The organism is Phenylobacterium sp., assembly GCF_030651185.1.
GTDB lineage: Bacteria > Pseudomonadota > Alphaproteobacteria > Caulobacterales > Caulobacteraceae > Phenylobacterium.
This window is the reverse complement of record NZ_JAUSCJ010000031.1, coordinates 54,475-70,914: the sequence shown is the minus strand read 5'-3', so window position 1 is coordinate 70,914 and position 16,440 is coordinate 54,475. Positions and strand designations below refer to the sequence as shown.

Sequence of the window (16,440 nt, the reverse complement as noted above, 5' to 3'; positions counted from 1 at the left end):
TCCGTCTGTCGTTGGGGCAAGCAATGGTTTTCCTCCCCTGTGGAGCGCAGCGGAACGGGGGAGGAACAGGCGGTGCTTATCTTCAGGCCGCCGGCTGGATCATGCCCACCCGCAGGTCGGTGGCGACATAGGCCAGTGCATCGTCGGCGAACAACCGGCCGTGGGCCACCGCGAGCCCCAGTTGACCGCGGCGGGCCTGGCGTATGCTCACCTCATAGCGCACCAGCAGAGTCTGGGGGGTGACGTCACCCTTGAACCTGACCTCGCCGCCCAGCGCGCGGCCCTTGCCCGGCGATCCCGACCAGCCCAGCCAGTAGCCCACCAGTTGCCACATGGCGTCCAGCCCCAGGCAGCCTGGCATCACCGGGTCGCCGGGAAAGTGACACGCGAAGAACCAGAGGTCGGGGGTAATATCCAGCTCGGCGACGATGTGGCCCTTGCCGAACTCGCCACCGTCGAGGCTGAGCTCGGTGATCCGGTCCATCATCAGCATGGGCGGCGCGGGCAACTGCGCATTGCCAGGCCCGAAATAGCCGCCCTGGCCCGACGCGATCAGGTCGGCCTTGCTGTAGCTGGATTTCGGCTGGTGGAAGTCATGCGGACTGGCCATGGCGTGCGGTTCCTTTCTGGATCGTGCTGCGATTGGAGATCGGCAGCCGCAGGCCGCCGGAGACGAAGACCCAGATCTTCTCGGTCAGCTCGGCGCGGTCGGGCCGATGGCCGCCGGTCAGCGCGCCGATCAGCGCCTGGCGGATGCCGCCGATCAGCAGGGCGATCGTCAGACGCGGATCGAGGTCGGCGGGGATCATGCCGTCCCGCTGGCCGGCGCGCAGATTGTAGGCGCCGGCCGTCAACTGGCGCCGCGTGAAGGCCTGCTCGACGTCGAGAACCTCTGCGGCGCGGCTCAGGGGTCCGACCACCAGCGGTGCGAAGGGATGGTCGTAGTGGAAGGCGATATAGGCGGCGATCCGCTCCTTCTCGCGGCCCGCCCAGTCCGGCGACACCAGCTTGGAGGGGCTGAAGGCGGCCGCCTCGAGCCGGTTGTAGAAGGCCTCCACGACCGCGGCGATCAGGCCCGCCTTGGAGCCGAAGTGGTGATAGGCCAGCCCCACCGAGACCTTGGCCCGCTTGGCCACCGCCTGCATCTCCAACAGGCCATGGCTGGCGATCAGCTCCTCCTGCGCGGCGCGGATCAGACGTTCGGGGGCACCGATCTTCGGGATGGTCATGGCTGGACCTTGGAGTGAACTGAATTCAATTCAGACATAGGAGCGGGCGATCCACAAGCCTCAATCACGGCCATCCCCGCAGTTAGGCCGGCGGCAGGTTCTGGATTTGCAGGGTGGTGAAGGCGTTCACCTGGGCCGGGGTCATGGCGGCCACCAGGGTCGAGGTGAGCTGGCGCACCTGGGTCACGGTCAGCTTGGGGATCTGGGTGGCGGTGAAGGCGGTCACCTGGGTGGTGGTCAGGGCGCCGATCAGGGTGGTGGTGAGCGCGCCGATCTGGGCGCCGGGCAGGGCGCCGATCTGGCTGGCCGTGAAGCGCTCCAGTTGGGGGGTGTCGATGGCCGAGACCTGGGTGGCGGTGAGGCCGGTGATCTGGGTCGCCGCCAGGGTCGCGAACTGGGTGGCCGAAAGCCCGAACAGGTTGGTGGTGGAGAGCGCCCCCACCTGGCCGGCGGTCAGGCGCACGAGCTGGGTGGCGGTCAGCTCGCCGAAGTCGGTGGCGCTGAGGCTACGGATATTGGCGGCGCTGACGCCCTGAATCTGGGTGGCCGACAGGCCGGCCACCTGGGTCTCCGTCAGGGCCGAGAAGTTGGTGGCGGTCAGGCCGGCGATCTGGCTGGCGGCCAGGGCCGACAGCCGGGTCTCGTCCAGGGCGGCCAGGTTGTCGGTCCCGAAGGCGTTGATCTGGGCCGCCGTCATGGCGGAGAGCTGGGTGAGGTCGAACTCGCCCAGGTCGGTGGCCGACAAGGCCGCCAGCTGGGTGGCGGTGATCGCCCGGACCTGGCTGGTGGTGAGGCCCGTCACCTGGGTGGCGTCGAGGGACGCCAGGTTGGTCGAGGACAGGCCGGCGAACTGGGCGGCGGTCAGGCTGCCGATCTGATCGGGGCGGAAGCGGCCGAAATCGGTGGCCGACAGCTCGCCCAGCGCCGTGGCGCTGATGCCGCGAAGCTGGGTGGGGGTGAGCCAGCCGAACTGGGTGTCGTTGAGCGCCGCGACGCCCGAGGCCGACAGACCGCCGAACTGCAGAGCGCTGAGCCCGTCGAACTGGGTGTCGAACAGGGCCGGCAGGGCGCTGGCTGAGAGGGCGCCGAACTGGCCCGCCGTGAAGCCCTGGATCTGGGTGGCGGTGAACTCGCGCACGTCGGTGGCGGTGAGCGCGCGGACCTGGAAGGCGGTGAGGCCCTTGAGCTGGGTGTTGCTGAGCTGCTGGATCACCGTGGCGTTCAGCGAGCCGATATGGCTGGCCGACAGGGCGCCGATCTGGGTCGCGGAGAGGGACACGACCTGGGTGGGGGTGAAGCGTGCGAAGTCGGTGGCGTCCAGGGCGCTGAGCTGGCTGGCGGCGAGGCCCTTGATCCGGTCGGGATCGAGCGCCTGGAACTGGGTGTCCGACAGCGATCGCAGATTGGTCAGCGACAGGCCGCCAAGCTGGCTGGCGGTCAGGGCGGCGATCTGGGTCGTGGCCAGTTCGGCGAAGTCGGTTTCCGACAGGCTGGCCATCTGGGTGGCGGTGAAGCCGGCCGTCTGGGTGGTGGTCAGGCCGCGGACCTCGGTCTCGTCCAGGCTGGCCAGGTTGGTGGCCGACAGCGCGCCGAGTTGGCCGCCGCTCAGGGCGCCGATCTGGCCAGAGGTGAATTTGTCGAAGTCGGCGCTCTCCAGGCCGCGCACCTGGGTGGCGGTGAGGCCCTTGACCTGGGTGGTGGTCAGCGCGGCCACCTGGGTGGCGTCCAGGGCCGAGAGGCCTGTCGAACTCAGGCCCGAGATCTGGGTCGCCGACAGGGCCGCGATGGCGCCCGGCGCGAGGGCGGCGAAATTGGTGGCGGCGATGGCGCCGACCTGGCTGGCCGACAGGGCGCCGACCTGGGTGGCGGTCAGCCGGCCCAGGGTCGCGGAGTCCAGGTCGCGCAGCTGCAGGGTGCTGAGGCCCTTGACCTGGGTGGTGGTGAGCGCGGCCACCTCGGTGGCGTCGAACTGGGCCAGGTGGGTGGTGGCCAGGGCGCCGATCTGGCTGGCGGTGAAGCCGCCGATCTGGGTGAGGTTGAACTCGTCGATGTCGCCGGTGGTGAGGCCCTTGATCTGGCTGGTGGTCAGGCCCTTCACCTGGGTGGCCGACAGGGCGCCGATCTGGGTGGCGTTGAGCCCTGAGAGGTTCGTCGCCGACAGCCCCGCCAGCTGGGTTCCGGCCAGGGCGGCGAGGCGGGTGGTGTCCAGGGCGCCGAGCTGGCTGGAACTGAGGCCCCCGAGCTGGGAGGCGTTCAGCGCCGTGAGCTGGGCGGTGTTGAACACCACCGCACTGGAGAAGTGGGCGATCTGGGTGGCCTTCAGGCCCTTAACCTGGCTGGCCGACAGGGCGGCGACCTGGGTCACCGACAGGGACTCGATTCCCGTCACGCTGAGCGCGCCCACCTGGGTCGAGGTGAGCTGCTGCGTCTTCGTGGTCGAGAGCGACTGCAAGACCGTCGCCGAGAGGGCGGAGATCTGCGCAGCCGAGAGATACGAGATCGGCATGACGCCAGCCTTAGCCGGTCACGCTTAAGCGATGATCAACCGCCGGGCGATTTTTCGCGGGGGGGCGATGTGGGGTGGTTTTCCTCCCCTGTGAAGCGGAGCGGAACGGGGGAGGAAAAGACCAGGCTTCAGCTCACCAGGTCGCGCACCATGGACTTGCGGGCCATCCAGAAGATGGCGGCGGCGATGAGGGTGAAGAACGAGGTCAGGACCATGGACCAGCGCAGGCCCTCGGCGGCGCCGAGCCCGCCCGCGGTGGCCAGGGCGTCGCTGAGCAGGCCGACGAACAGCGGGCCGAGACCCAGGCCGATGAGGTTCAGCACCAGCAGCAGAAGGGCCGCCGCCGTGGCCCGGGTGTGGGCGGGCACCACGCTCTGGGCGGTGGCGAAGACCGGACCGTACCAGAGCGAGCCCAGGATGCTGGGGATGATGGTCAGCCACAGGGCCGTCATCGGGTTGGCGACGGTGTAGATGAAGTAATAGGAGGGCAGGGCCAGGACCGCGGCCGCCGCCGGAACCACGGCGTAGCCACGGGCGTCCTTGCGGGCGGCGATATCGGCGAACCATCCCCCCAGCAGGGTGCCGACGATGCCGGCGGCTCCGCCGATCAGACCCAGGGCCAGGCCCAGGAACCCGGCCGACTTCAGGCCGTAGGGCGCGGCCAGCAGGGCCAGCTGGTCGCCGTGCAGGCGCATGAAGAAGGCGGCGTTGAAGGCGCCCTGGCCATAGCCGACGAAGGCCATCAGCCCGGCGGCCACCGCCATCAGCCAGAAGGTGGGCTTGCTCCCGAGGACCTTGAAGGCGGCCGACAGCGGCGGGGCGGCCTCGGCCTGGCTGGTGGCCAGCGCCGACATGTATTTGCGCGGCTCCTTGAGGCAGAGGCCGGCCACCAGGGCCAGGACCAGGCCCGGCGCGCCGGCCACGAAGAAGGCGGTGCGCCAGCCATAGGCGTCGGCGATCAGCCCGCCCATGACCAGCCCCAGCAGGGTGCCGATGGGGATGCCGAGGGAGTAGGTGGCCAGCGCCGAGGCGCGCTTCTCCTTGGGGGTATAGTCGGCGATCAGCGAGTGGGCGCAGGGGTTGCAGCCGGCTTCGCCGAAACCGACCCCCATGCGGGCGATCAGCATCTGCGGAAAGGTCTGGGCCCGGCCGCTGAGCACGGTGAAGCCGCTCCACAGGGCCATGGAGGCCGCGATGATCCAGGGCCGGGAGAACCGCTCGGCCAGCCGGGCGATGGGGATGCCCAGCGTCGTGTAGAAGAGCGCGAAGGCCAGGCCCGTCAGCATGCCCAGCTGCCAGTCGGCGAGGCCCAGGTCCTGCTTGATCGGCTCGGCCAGGATCGAGACCACCTGCCGGTCCAGGAAGGACAGGATGTAGGCCCCCAGCAGGATGGAGAGCGCGAAGGCCCGGTAGCGGGCGTTGAAGGGGGTTGGTTCCTCGTCGGCAAGCGCGGCGGGCGCGACGGCGTCGACCATGGTCTCGAACTCCCTGACTTTTTTATCGTTGGCGTCAGATTGGCTCAGTTGGGGGCGGGGCGCCACCGCCGCTTGCACGCCGGCGCGGGCCGCCTCAACGTGACGCACCTCTTCGCCGCCTTGCGCGTTGAGCCTGTGACTGATCACAAGGACTCCCATGGCCGCTTCCCGTCTCCTGCTCGCCGCCGGCGCCAGCGCCCTGGCGCTGGCCGCGTGCAACCCGCAAACCGCCTCGACGCCCCCGGCCCAGTTCCCGGCCAGCGTCCCCGAGGCGCCCGCGCCGGTCCCGGTTCCCACCGAAGACCCCAATGCGCCGGTGGAGGCGCCCGCGCCGGGCTCGCCGGCGGGCTTGCCTGATGACCGGACCCCGATCTCCGAGGCGCCCTTCACGCCGCAGAGCGCCCAGGGCGCGGCCGATGTGGTGCAGACCTATTTCGCCCTGATCGGCGAGAAGAAGTACGCCCAGGCCTGGGCGCTCTGGGGCGACGGCGGCAAGGCCAGCGGCATGACGGCCGAGCAGTTCGCCGCCAGCTTCGACCAGTATTCCCAGTACCACGGCAATGTCGGCGCGCCGGGGCAGATGGAGGGGGCGGCGGGTTCGTCCTATGTCGAGGTTCCGGCGATCGCCTTCGGGCGGCTGAAGACCGGCGCTGCGTTCAACCTGAAGGGCCCGATCACCCTCAAGCGCGTCAACGATGTGCCGGGCTCCACGCCCGAGCAGCGCAGGTGGCATATCCAGACCAGCGGTCTGAAGCCGGTGGCGCCCTGACCCGCCGGAAGACCTGCGTTGGGATTGGTCATCCGTCGCGGATCGGCGCGACGCCGGACCGCGAGCCATGGGCAAACCCGCCGGCGCCGCTACGATGCCCTTTGACATCGAAGACCGCACGGCGCGGCCCGCCGTCCTGAAGAAGGACTGAACGCCATGCGTGCGAACCCCTGGATGAAGCTGACGATGGACGCCTGGTCGTTAGGCGTGGAGGCGTCCTCGGTGATCGGCCTGCGCACCCTGAAGATGGCGGCTGGCGGACCGGGCGCCCAGACCGAGGCGGCGCTGATGATCAATGAGAAGATCGCCTCGACCCTGGACCTGCAGATGCGGGCCATGACGGGCGGGCTGGGAATGACGCCGCACGGGGCGGCTTCCAGGACGGTGGCGCACTATCGCCGCAAGGTGCGGGCCAACCGGCGTCGGCTGTCGAAGGTTTAGAACGGTCGGGGCTTCCTTCCAGACGGAGGAAGCCCCGGTCCGACTTAGCGCTTCCGGACGAGGCCCAGCAGGAAGAGCAGCAGGATCGCGCCGAGGGTGGCGATCACCAGGCTGCCGATGAGGCCGCCGAAGCTGATGCCCAGGACGCCGGCGAGGAAGCCGCCCAGCAGGGCGCCGACCACGCCGACTATGAGGTTGGTCAGCAGGCCGTGGCTGCGGCCCATGACCTTTTCCGCGATCCAGCCGGCCAAGATGCCGATGATGATCGCGCCGATAATTCCTACGCCGCTCATGTTGTTAGCCCTCTCTGATTTCCTGACGGGGTGGAAACGCGGATAGGCGGCCAAGGTTCAGTTGGGCTTGCATCGCCCCCCTGGAGGTGAGAGGCGAGCGGCATGATCTTCAACCCAGCCCTTGGCCTGTGGCGGCGCATCCGGCGGCGGATCGCCGGCACGGGGCTCAGCCTCGACACGGTGGCCGACGCCGAGGCGCAGCTGACCGCCCTCGAGGCCGATCTGCCGGCCTATCTCTGGGCGTACCGCGAGGTGCTGGGGCCCTGGCTCGCGGAGGCCGCGGCGGCGGGCGACCTGGCCGACCAGCTGGTGCGCTGGCTGCATCGCCACAACCAGTTCCTCTATGCCACCGCCCAGACCCGGGCGGAGCTGGCGCAGGTCTATGTGCAGGCCATGGCCGACACCGCCGAGCTGCTGGCGGAGGCGCGCACCCTGCCGGAGGTCGAGGCCGGCATGCCGCACCTGTTCGCCGAGCATCACAAGCGGCTCGCCCTGGCCCTGCGGGTGGCCTTCGGGACGCGCCTGCGCGACACGGTGCAGTCGGAGTATTCGCCGGGCCTGCAACTGGCCATGCTGGGCCTGGACCGGGTCGAGACCCCCGTGCTGGACGTCGGCTGCGGCGCCACCGGCGCCCTGGTGGCGCACCTGCGCGCCGCCGGCATCGAGGCCATGGGCCTGGACCGTGACGCCCAGGCGCCGGGAACGGTGATGGGGGACTGGCTCATCCAGGACTTCGGGCGGAGCGTCTGGGGGACCGTGACCTCGCACCTGGGGTTCTCGCTGCACTTCCTGCACCACCACCTGTCGGGCCACGACCTGGCCTACGACTATGCGCGGGCCTACCGGCGCATCCTGGCCTCGCTGAAGGTGGGCGGCCGCTTCGCCTATGCCCCGGCCCTGCCCTTCGTGGAGGATGTGCTGGGGGCGGGCTACGGCGTCGAACGCCGCAGTCTGGCCTCCTATGGCGGCGGCCTGCCCATCGAGAGTTCCACCGTGGTGACGCGGCTGGTCTAAACCGCCGCCGAGGTCATCAGCGGGGCGCCGTCCAGGGTGTCGGCGATGGCGGTGAGCGCGCGTTCGATCTGGGCCCGCGAGGCCGGGCCGCCGAGACCGACGCGGACGGCTTCCGGCGGGCCGGGCGCGGTGGCGAAGGCGTCGGAGACCACCACCCCCAGGCCGCTGGCGCGCAGCTGGAGCGCAAACTCCCCCCGGGTCCAGCCGGCGGGCAGGGTCAGCCACAGATGGAAGCCGTCGGGATGGGCCGCGAAGCTCCGGGCCGGGAGAAGGCGGGCGGCCAGGCGCTGGCGGGCGCGGGCCTCGGCGCGGATGGCGTCGCGGACCTGATGGGCGGCCCCGCCGGTGATCCAGCGCGTGGCGACGGCGGCGGTGAGCGGCGAGGCCATGGCCGCGGTCGCCCGGATCGCGGCGCGGACCTTACCCCCGGACCGGCTGTCGGGCGCCACGAGGTAGGCGATCCGCAGGGCCGGGGAGACGTGCTTGGCCAGGCCCGCGATGTGGAAGGTGAGATCGGGAGCGAGCGCGGCCAGGGGCGGCGGAGAGTCCTGAGGCAGCAGGCCATAGGCGTCGTCCTCGACAATCGGGACGGCGTGGGCGCGGGCGATGGCCGCCAGGGCCTGGCGGCGGGCCAGGGACATGGTGGCGGTGGTGGGGTTCTGCAGGGTCGGCGTGCAGCACAGCGCCTTGACCGGGTGCTCGCGGCAGGCGGCATCGAAGGCCTCGGGCAGGATGCCCTCGGCGTCCATGGCCAGACCGATGAGGGTCACACGAAGCTGGGCGGCCAGGGCCTTCAAGCCGGGATAGGTCAGGGTTTCGGCGCAGATGACGTCGCCCGGCGCCGCCAGGGTTCCGATCACCGCCAGCAGGGCGCTCTGGGCGCCGGGGCAGACAGTGACGCGCTCGGGGTCGAGGTCCGGTAGCCGGTCCTTCAGCCACAGGGCGCCGGCCTCCCGGTCGGCCAGGGCGCCGCCCGCCTCCTGATAGCGCAGCAGCAGGTCCAGACCCGTGGCCTGGAGTTCGCCCGCCTCGCGCCACAGGCGCGCGGTGAGGGCGGCGTCCTCGAAGTGCGGGGGCAGGTTCATGCTGAGGTCGACGGGACCGGCGCGCGGGGCCGGGGGCTCGGCGGACCGCACATAGGTGCCCTGGCCGACCCGGCCCTCCACCAGGCCCCGGCGCCGCGCCTCGGCATAGGCGCGGCTGACGGTGGTGAAGTCGATGCCCAGGCGCTGGGCCAGGGTGCGCTGCGGCGGCAGCCGGGCGCCGGCCGCCAACCGTCCCGAGTCGAGATCGGCGGCGATGGCGTCGGCGATGGCCAGGTAGACCGGACCCGTGGCGCGCGCCAGGCCGGGGCGCCAATCATCGCTCATGTTCATCTCCATACATTTGAATATTGTATGGGTCATCGAGGGGGCTCGCAAGAGAAGGATCTTGTCGATCTCCTCTGTGACCGAGCGTCGCTAATCATGCATGCAATTGTCATTGAGTGTAGATTGCTGGCGCCCTATATCCCTCATGCGCCCCGAACGGACGCGAGGTTTGAGGGATCAAGCGACATGGACGCCAAGCGGTCCGCCAGCGAAGGCTTCAAGCGGGGCCTGCGACGCCGTTGTCCCAACTGTGGGGAGGGCGCGCTCTTCCAAGGATATCTGAAGGTGCAGTCGACCTGCGAGGCCTGCGGTCACGACAACGGAACCTACCGGGCCGACGACGGGCCGGCCTATCTCACCATCGTCCTGGTGGGGCACCTGGTGGTCGCCCCGCTGCTCTGCTTCCCGTTCATCTGGCAGGCGCCCCTGGCCTTCGTCCTGCCCTTCACCCTGTCCCTGGTGACCGCCGCGACGCTGGCGCTGCTGCCGGTGGTGAAAGGCGCCTTCATCGGGGTACAGTGGAGCGCCCGGGCGACCGCCACCCAATAGCCACCGCCGGGCTGGAGACCACATGGCCCGAACCCTCCTGATCTTCGCAGCCCTGCTGGGCGGTGGCCTGATCGCCGCCCAGGCCTCGGCGCAGGACGCGGCCACCGACGCCTCGGCCGACCGGGGGCGGGACCTGGCGCTGAAGCATTGCAGCCGGTGCCACTCGCTGGAGCCGGTCGGCGCCAGTTCCGAGCCCGCCGCGCCGCCGTTCCGCGAGCTGCACAAGAGGTATCCCGTCGAGAGCCTGGGAGAGGCCTTGGCCGAAGGCATCATGGTGGGGCACCCCCAGATGCCGGAGTTCAGGTTCGATACCGACGACGTCACCGCCGTGATCGACTATCTCAGCCGCATCCAGTCGGGGACCGCGACGCCGAGCCCCTAAACCCAGAATGTGCATAACCGTTTGTTCGTCTCTCGCTGGTTACAAGGTGATCACGCAGCGGAGGAAATAATGGCGGGAAACGCGGCCTCATCACGGAAATCACTGTCCCTGGCCCTGGGAAGCGTGGCCAAGGCGCAGGCGGCCGTTCAGGCGCTGTCCGACAATTTCGACGGCTGGATGCACGAGGAAGTGGTCAAGCTGGACGCCGCCCGTGAAGCCTTGCCCCGCGACGGCTACGGCATCGAGGCCGTCAGCGTCCTCTATATGCGCGCCCACGACATGAAGGGCCTGGCCCCCACCTTTGGCTATCCCCTGATCCACCAGCTGGCCGCAGGCCTCTGCGTGCTGATCGACGACGACAACCTGCCCTTCGAATCGCGCCTGCCGCTGATCGACGACCACATCGACGCGATCCGCACCCTGGCCAGCAAGAAGGTCAGAAGTCAGGCGGACGCGTTCGGCCGCAAGCTGGTGGCCCAGCTGGAGGGCGATCTCCGGCAGTTGATGGAAAGGGCCTGACGCCCTAGACCCTTTCCGGATCAGGTTGAAACAACCTGATCGGATAAAATGGGTCTATCTTCTTGAATCTAGAGCATGTCCGGGCGGCGAACCGCTTCCCACTTGCGCCTGACATGCTCTAGGCCGCCGCCTTCGCCCCGTAGGTTTCCACCCAGCGGCGCAGCAGGTTGATGTCGGCGGGACCCGCCTGGTTGGCGACGATCTTGCCGTCCTGGAAGACGAACAGGGCCGGGATGCCCTTGATGCCATACTGCGCCGAGAGCTGCGGTTCGGCGTCCACGTCGATCTTCACGAAACGGGCGCGAGGCTCCAGTTCGGCCGCGGCGCGCTCGAAGATGGGGGCCATGGCCTTGCAGGGGCCGCACCAGGCCGCCCAGAAATCCACGATGATCGGGATGCCGCTGCCCGCCACATGCTTCTTGAAGCGCGCGGTGGTCAGGGCCACGGGATGGCCGTCGAACAGGGCCTGATGACACTTCCCGCACTTGCCGGCCCTGGGATCGCGCCCCGCCGGCAGGCGGTTGGTGGCGTCGCATTGGGGACAGACGATCTGAACGGACATGGCGGTCTCCTTCGGTGCGAAACACGCAAGGCCTTAGATAGGCGTTGTTGAGCGGGTCGCTACAGTTGAGCGCCTGGGAAGTCTGCTCGATTGTACATCAGACCGAGAGGCTGGATCGCAAACGCAAAGCGTCAGCCCAATTGATCACGATGGCGCTTGAGCGCCACCACCAGCTCCTCAGTCGGCGGCGCCGGACTCATCACAGCGTCGAGGAAAGCATTCCGATCGGCGCCGGTCAGCACCATCCGTTCATGCTCGTCTAACACCCTGCGTGCGCCCTCATAGGTCAGGTCCCCGGCCGTCAGACCACTCACGGCCATGGCGCGCTGGATCAAATCCTTGGCGGATTCGGTGACCCGCAATTGGATACTCTCCTTCTTGAGCTCGCGCGCGGTCATTCCAAAAATGTACAGCGAAGCGCCGTGGGGCGCGAGTTCAGGATTGCCCCTACGGCGCGAACAGGTCCCCGCCGCCGCGTTCGATCCCGTCCTTGCGCAGGGTCTCGACCTTGAGCGCCCCGGCGGGGGGCGGCGCGAGGATCTCCATCTGCGGGTGGGCCAGGGTCAGCCAGTCGAGGCCGGCCTGGGGGGCCAGCGGGATGATCCCGCGATCATGATAGGGGGCGACGTCGGGGCCCGGGCGGGCGGTCAGCATCGAGAAGCAGCCCTCCTTGACGATCCCGGCGATCCAGAACCAGTCCTGCCCGGCCATCGTGAACTGGTGCTTGTCCTTCAGCTTCACCTTCGGAGCTTGCGGCGCGGTGTACTCGAAGAAGGCGTCGGCGAAGATCAGCACCCGGTCGTTGTGGGAAAAGTCGCGGCCCTCGGACTTGAAGTTGAACACCGGCTTGCCGCCCGGTCCGGGCCACGCCCAGGGGGTCATCGAGGCTGTCAGCTTGCCGTCGGTCAGCCGGAAGATCGGGGCGGTGTCGCGGATCTTCACGCTGGCCTTGCCCGACAGGTCGTTGGGGGTGTGGTCGTTCTCCCAGGCAAACAGCGGCGGGTCGTCGAAGACGTTCGCGAACGTGGCGAGCAGTTCGTCCAGGGACGTCTTGCGCGCGTACTCGTTGCACATCAGTCGACGCACATTCCGGGGCCGACCTGACCCTTCACCACGGTGGTGAAACAGCCGCAGGGGTCTGAGGTGGCCTGGCACTGGCCGGTGACGGCGGCGGCCGGATCGGCGGGCGGCTCGCCCTGATAAAGGCAGCGGCCCTGGCAGTCGGACTTATCGGAGCAGGTCTTGCCGGCGTCGGCATAGGCGATGACGCAGGCGGGCTTCTGCATGCGGCAGACGGGGCGCACCGTGCCGCCCTTGGCCGTGCATCGCGCGACATCGGGGCCTGCGGCGGCGGTCACCGGCGGCGGCGGCGTGGGCGCGCAGGAGACCATGACCAGGGCGAGGGCGGCGGCGAGGATGGATTTGAACATGCCCGACTAGACCACGCGCCGGGACCTAGGCCAACAGGCGCCCGCAAGCCTCCGCCATCCGCTCACCCAGCTGCGCGCCATAGGTCGGGAACAGGTGCGGCTCGATGGCTTCCAGCTCCATCAGCAGCGGGCCATGGGCGGTTGTCAGGAGGTCGACGCGGCAGGCCAGGGCCGGAACGGGCAGGGCGGCCACGAAGGCCTGGGCCACCTCAATCTCGGCGGAGCTTGGCGCATAGGCGTGCTCACTGCCGCCATGGATGACCTGGATGCGATACTCGCCGCCCCGGGGCAGCTTGCGCACCGCGTGCGAGAATTCGCCGTCCACGAAGATGAGGGAGATCTCGCCCTCGGTCATGATCTCAGGGATCAACGGCTGGACGAACTGGCCGGGCTGGAGGACGACGTCAGCGGCCTGCGCGCGGGTCAGGCGCGTCTGGCCAAACCCGCCGCCGCCCACCACGGGCTTTACGACGATCTCATCGGCGGCGAGCGCGGTGAAGGCGTCGGCTGCGGAGACCGGTGACTCCACGAACAGGCTCGGGATCACTCGCAGGCCTTTGAACCCGAGCTCCTCCAGGTACCTCTTCGACAGGTTCCAGCGGACCAGGGCCGGATCGTTGGCCACGGGCGCGAGGCGGCTGGCCCGGTCCAGGAAGGCCAGGAACTCCGCCTGGTGATCCACATAGTCCCAGGTGGTGCGGATCAGCAGCAGGTCGAACTGGGCGGGATCACAGACCCGCCAGTCGGCCTCCGACAGCGACCAGCCCCGCGCCTGGAAGGCCGGCGTCAGGGCGGCCAACTCGCGGTCGTGCTCATAGGCGTCCGGCCTGCGCGTCTGCGCCGTGGTGAGGCACTCGGCGCAGGCCAGATAGGCGATCCGCTTCAGGAAACGATTTCCTCGCGGATGGTGCGGCGCGCGATCCAGAACAGGGCCGTGGCCACGACGCCGAGGAAGGCCGAGAAGATCAGCGCCCAACGCACGCCCTCGGCCGAGCCGAGCTGCATCGGCCCGTTGGCCAGGACGTCGGAGAGGATGCCGACGAACAGCGGTCCCAGGCCCAGGCCCACCAGGTTGATGATGAACAGCAGGATCGAGGCCGAGGTGGCGCGCATCTGCGGCGGCACCAGGCTCTGGGCGCTGGAATAGACCGGCCCGTACCAGAGCGAGCCCAGCAGGCCCGGCAGGATCAGCAGCCAGAGGGCCCAGAAGGCCGAGGGCAGCAGGATGGCGGTGGCGTAGATGAAGGGCGAGATCAGTGAGGCGACGGCCGGGACGCTCATATAGGCGCGGATGTCACGCTTGGCGGCCCAGTCGGCGATCGCGCCGCCGGCCCAGGAGGAGATGATCCCCGCCGTGCCGCCCATCAGGCCCAGCGCCAGGCCCAGGAAGCCCACCGAACCCAGGCCGAACCGGTCGGCCATCTGGGCCACTTCCTCAGCGTGGTTGCGCAGGAAGAAGGAGGCGGTGAAGGGGGCGTGGCCGTAGCCGATGAAGGCCTTCACGGCGGCGCCGAAGGCGATGAACCAGAAGACCGGCTTGCCGCGCAGGTACTTCAGGGTGGCGGCGAAGTGGCCCTTGCCCGGCGCGTGGGCCGCGGCGGCGGCCGCGCTCATGGCCTTGCGGGGCTCCTTGAGGGTCAGGAAGACCACCACGGTGAACAGCAGGCCGGGAACGCCGGCCAGCAGGAAGGCGGTGCGCCAGCCGTAGGCGTCGGCGATCAGCCCGCCCATGGCCAGGCCCAGCAGGCCCCCCAGCGGCGTGCCGATGGAGAAGAAGGCCAGGGCCGAGGCGCGCTTTTCCTTGGGCGCGTAGTCGGCGATCAGGGAGTGGGCGGTCGGCGTGCAGCCCGCCTCGCCGATCCCGACCCCGATGCGGGCGCCGATCAGTTGGCCGAAGCTTGACGCCTGGCCGCACAGCACGGTGAAGCCCGACCAGACGGCCAACGAGCCGCCGATGATCCAGACCCGGTTGAAGCTTTCCGCCAGGCGGGCGATGGGCAGACCGAGCACCGTATAGAACAGCGCGAAGGCCAGGCCGGTCATCAGGCCCAGCTGCCAGTCGGCGAGCCCCAGGTCGTTCTTGATCGGCTCGGCGAGGATCGTGACGATCTGCCGGTCCAGGAAATTCAGGGTGTAGACCGCCAGCAGGATCACCAGGGCGTAGCGGCGGTAGGCGTCGGAGACCAGGGGGACGGCGGGGCTCGTGCCGTCGGAAATGCTGGCGCCGAGGGGGGCCGGGGCGGATGCCTCGGTCATGATGGGGTTTCCTCAAATTTTCTAAAGTTTGGAGACACTAGACGGCGCCCGCCCTCCCAAGCCAATAGCTGCTGCGCGATTTGGGCGAAGGATTTTGAGCGATGGAACTGCTGATTGGAACGCGGAATTGGTCAAGCTGGTCGCTGCGGCCCTGGCTGGCGATCAAGCGCACCGGCGCCCCCTTCACCGAGACCCTGATTCCGCTGCGCCAGGAAAACAACGCGACCTATGAGGCGATCCGCCCGGTCTCCAGGTCAGGCCTGGTGCCGGCCCTGAAGGACGGCGACCTGGTGGTCTGGGACTCGCTGGCCATCTGCGAGTACCTGGCCGAGAAATTCCCCGCCGCCAAGCTGTGGCCCGACGACGCGATCGCCCGCGCCCTAGGCCGCTCGGCGGCCGCCGAGATGCACGCAGGCTTCCAGGCCCTGCGCCAGGAATGCAGCATGTCGCTGGAGATTCCGCCGCACCAGGCCGAGCTCTCCGAGGCGGCGCTCAAGAACGTCGCCCGCATCACCGAGCTGTGGAACGAGCTGCTGGGAAGGTTTGGTGGCCCCTTCCTGCTGGGGGACTGGTCGATCGCCGACGCCTTCTACGCGCCGGTCGCCAGCCGCTTCCGCACCTATGGGATCAGGCCGGTGGGCGCGGCGGGCGCCTATGTCGACACGATCCTGGCCACCCCGGACTTCCGGGAATGGGAAGCCGCCGCCAAGGCCGAGACCTAGCTCGCAGGATCGACCCGCGGCTCGCGCTCGACCTGGACCTGATGCGGATAGGGGAAGCTGAGCCCCTTGGCCTCGAAGGCCTCCTTGACCTGTTTCACCAGGTCGTATCCGAGGTTCATCCAGTCGTCCGGCGTGCTCCAGCACCTCAAGGTGACCTTGACGGCGCTGTCGGCGAGCTCGGTGACCCTGGACCAGGGCGGGGGATCGGCCAGCACGCGGGGATCGGCCCGGGCGATCTCGACGAGCAGGGCCAGGGCCAAGTCCAGGTCATCGTCGTAGCTGATCCCGAAGGTCAGGGAGATGCGCCGCCGCCCGGCCTGGGAGAGGTTGACGATCATGTCCCCGAACACCTTGCCGTTGGGCAGGTAGAGGGTGAGGCCGTCGAAATCCTCCAGCTTGGTGTTGAACAGGTCCATGCCGGTGACGACCCCCTGGCGACCGTTGAGCTCGACCCGGTCGCCGGCGCGATAGGGACGCTGCAGCAGGATCATCACCCCGGCCGCGACGTTGCTGAGCGTGCCTTGCAGGGCCAGGCCGACGGCCAGCGAGGCCGCGCCAAGCACGGCGATGACCGAGGTGGTCTGCACCCCCAGCTGCTGCAGAGCCGCGATCAGGCCGATCGCCACCACCAGGTATTTCACCAGGCCCGAGACGAAGGCGCCCAGGGTGCGGTCGGGCGGCGACTTGCGGCGCACCCGCTGTACGGCCCGCTCCGCCAGGCCGGCCAGGCGGTTGGCCGCCCAGAGGGTCAGGATCAGGATGAGGATCGCCACCACGATCCGCACCGAGAAGGCCGCCAGCGTCGCGGCCATGCCCCGCAGCACCACCGGGTCCCCCGAGAGGGCCGAACTGATGGGGTTGAGGAGCTGGGCGGTGGTGTCGGCGAGAAGGGGGATCATGGCGGTCCTGGAGGCGTGAACCGT

The 16,440-nt window shown here is 69.3% G+C and carries 20 protein-coding genes; 7 read left to right on the top strand and 13 right to left on the bottom strand.

The window, feature by feature from the left end:
* Positions 1–82: 82 nt before the first annotated feature.
* The 4 genes from fabA to Q7J39_RS15265 all read right to left on the bottom strand — a co-directional run bounded on the left by fabA (position 83) and on the right by Q7J39_RS15265 (position 5,210).
* A complete protein-coding gene (gene fabA / locus Q7J39_RS15280) occupies positions 83–610 on the bottom strand; it encodes a bifunctional 3-hydroxydecanoyl-ACP dehydratase/trans-2-decenoyl-ACP isomerase (protein ID WP_304826866.1) in 528 nt (175 codons plus the stop codon).
* Entirely contained in the window at positions 594–1,229 is a 636-nt protein-coding gene (locus tag Q7J39_RS15275; RefSeq protein WP_304826863.1) for a TetR/AcrR family transcriptional regulator, read from the bottom strand. The genes fabA and Q7J39_RS15275 overlap by 17 nt, the downstream gene beginning before the upstream one ends.
* Positions 1,230–1,311: 82 nt before the next feature.
* The gene (locus Q7J39_RS15270) at positions 1,312–3,735 is read right to left on the bottom strand and encodes a hypothetical protein (protein WP_304826860.1); all 2,424 of its coding nucleotides are present in this window, start codon (positions 3,733–3,735) and stop codon (positions 1,312–1,314) included.
* 128 nt (positions 3,736–3,863) lie between these two features.
* The gene (locus tag Q7J39_RS15265; RefSeq protein ID WP_304826858.1) at positions 3,864–5,210 is read right to left on the bottom strand and encodes an MFS transporter; all 1,347 of its coding nucleotides are present in this window, start codon (positions 5,208–5,210) and stop codon (positions 3,864–3,866) included.
* A 157-nt stretch (positions 5,211–5,367) separates the two neighbouring features.
* Between Q7J39_RS15265 and Q7J39_RS15260 the strand changes: the two genes are divergently transcribed.
* Positions 5,368–5,979: a hypothetical protein gene (locus tag Q7J39_RS15260; RefSeq protein WP_304826855.1), complete on the top strand. Its 612-nt coding sequence runs from the start codon at positions 5,368–5,370 to the stop codon at positions 5,977–5,979.
* 156 nt (positions 5,980–6,135) lie between these two features.
* Positions 6,136–6,420: a hypothetical protein gene (locus Q7J39_RS15255; RefSeq protein WP_304826852.1), complete on the top strand. Its 285-nt coding sequence runs from the start codon at positions 6,136–6,138 to the stop codon at positions 6,418–6,420.
* A 44-nt stretch (positions 6,421–6,464) separates the two neighbouring features.
* Here Q7J39_RS15255 and Q7J39_RS15250 read toward each other — a convergent pair whose 3' ends face one another.
* Positions 6,465–6,713, bottom strand: a complete 249-nt coding sequence (locus Q7J39_RS15250) for a GlsB/YeaQ/YmgE family stress response membrane protein (RefSeq protein WP_304826850.1) — start codon at positions 6,711–6,713, stop codon at positions 6,465–6,467.
* 102 nt (positions 6,714–6,815) lie between these two features.
* Between Q7J39_RS15250 and Q7J39_RS15245 the strand changes: the two genes are divergently transcribed.
* Positions 6,816–7,727 (top strand): hypothetical protein, encoded by a 912-nt coding sequence (locus Q7J39_RS15245; RefSeq protein WP_304826847.1) that lies wholly within the window; start codon positions 6,816–6,818, stop codon positions 7,725–7,727.
* Here Q7J39_RS15245 and Q7J39_RS15240 read toward each other — a convergent pair.
* Positions 7,724–9,097 carry a PLP-dependent aminotransferase family protein gene (locus tag Q7J39_RS15240; RefSeq protein ID WP_304826844.1) on the bottom strand — a complete coding sequence of 458 codons (1,374 nt, stop codon included), beginning with the start codon at positions 9,095–9,097 and terminating at the stop codon, positions 7,724–7,726. The two genes, Q7J39_RS15245 and Q7J39_RS15240, sit on opposite strands and share 4 nt — an antisense overlap.
* A 27-nt stretch (positions 9,098–9,124) precedes the next feature.
* Here Q7J39_RS15240 and Q7J39_RS15235 point away from each other — a divergent pair, with 27 nt between their 5' ends.
* The 3 genes from Q7J39_RS15235 to Q7J39_RS15225 all read left to right on the top strand — a co-directional run bounded on the left by Q7J39_RS15235 (position 9,125) and on the right by Q7J39_RS15225 (position 10,547).
* A complete protein-coding gene (locus Q7J39_RS15235) occupies positions 9,125–9,646 on the top strand; it encodes a DUF983 domain-containing protein (protein WP_370690077.1) in 522 nt (173 codons plus the stop codon).
* A 22-nt stretch (positions 9,647–9,668) separates the two neighbouring features.
* Positions 9,669–10,028 carry a cytochrome c gene (locus Q7J39_RS15230; RefSeq protein WP_304826838.1) on the top strand — a complete coding sequence of 120 codons (360 nt, stop codon included), beginning with the start codon at positions 9,669–9,671 and terminating at the stop codon, positions 10,026–10,028.
* Between the two features lie 69 nt (positions 10,029–10,097).
* Positions 10,098–10,547, top strand: coding sequence for an Hpt domain-containing protein (locus Q7J39_RS15225; protein ID WP_304826835.1), 450 nt, complete (start codon positions 10,098–10,100; stop codon positions 10,545–10,547).
* 118 nt (positions 10,548–10,665) lie between these two features.
* Here Q7J39_RS15225 and trxC read toward each other — a convergent pair whose 3' ends face one another.
* From trxC to Q7J39_RS15195, 6 genes are all read right to left on the bottom strand, one after another.
* Positions 10,666–11,109 carry a thioredoxin TrxC gene (gene trxC, locus Q7J39_RS15220; RefSeq protein ID WP_304826832.1) on the bottom strand — a complete coding sequence of 148 codons (444 nt, stop codon included), beginning with the start codon at positions 11,107–11,109 and terminating at the stop codon, positions 10,666–10,668.
* Between the two features lie 131 nt (positions 11,110–11,240).
* Entirely contained in the window at positions 11,241–11,507 is a 267-nt protein-coding gene (locus tag Q7J39_RS15215) for a DUF1778 domain-containing protein (protein ID WP_304826829.1), read from the bottom strand.
* A 49-nt stretch (positions 11,508–11,556) separates the two neighbouring features.
* On the bottom strand, positions 11,557–12,183 hold the full coding sequence (locus Q7J39_RS15210) for an SOS response-associated peptidase family protein (RefSeq protein ID WP_304826827.1): 627 nt from the start codon (positions 12,181–12,183) through the stop codon (positions 11,557–11,559).
* On the bottom strand, positions 12,183–12,539 hold the full coding sequence (locus tag Q7J39_RS15205) for a hypothetical protein (protein ID WP_304826825.1): 357 nt from the start codon (positions 12,537–12,539) through the stop codon (positions 12,183–12,185). The genes Q7J39_RS15210 and Q7J39_RS15205 overlap by 1 nt, the downstream gene beginning before the upstream one ends.
* A 25-nt stretch (positions 12,540–12,564) precedes the next feature.
* A complete protein-coding gene (locus tag Q7J39_RS15200; protein ID WP_304826822.1) occupies positions 12,565–13,338 on the bottom strand; it encodes a RimK family alpha-L-glutamate ligase in 774 nt (257 codons plus the stop codon).
* Positions 13,339–13,421: 83 nt separating this feature from the next.
* A complete protein-coding gene (locus Q7J39_RS15195) occupies positions 13,422–14,795 on the bottom strand; it encodes an MFS transporter (RefSeq protein ID WP_304826819.1) in 1,374 nt (457 codons plus the stop codon).
* Positions 14,796–14,896: 101 nt separating this feature from the next.
* Here Q7J39_RS15195 and Q7J39_RS15190 point away from each other — a divergent pair, with 101 nt between their 5' ends.
* Positions 14,897–15,517, top strand: a complete 621-nt coding sequence (locus tag Q7J39_RS15190; RefSeq protein ID WP_304826816.1) for a glutathione S-transferase family protein — start codon at positions 14,897–14,899, stop codon at positions 15,515–15,517.
* On the opposite strand, the gene Q7J39_RS15185 is transcribed toward Q7J39_RS15190, so the two are convergent.
* The gene (locus Q7J39_RS15185) at positions 15,514–16,416 is read right to left on the bottom strand and encodes a mechanosensitive ion channel family protein (protein ID WP_304826813.1); all 903 of its coding nucleotides are present in this window, start codon (positions 16,414–16,416) and stop codon (positions 15,514–15,516) included. The two genes, Q7J39_RS15190 and Q7J39_RS15185, sit on opposite strands and share 4 nt — an antisense overlap.
* Between the last annotated feature and the right edge of the window lie 24 nt (positions 16,417–16,440).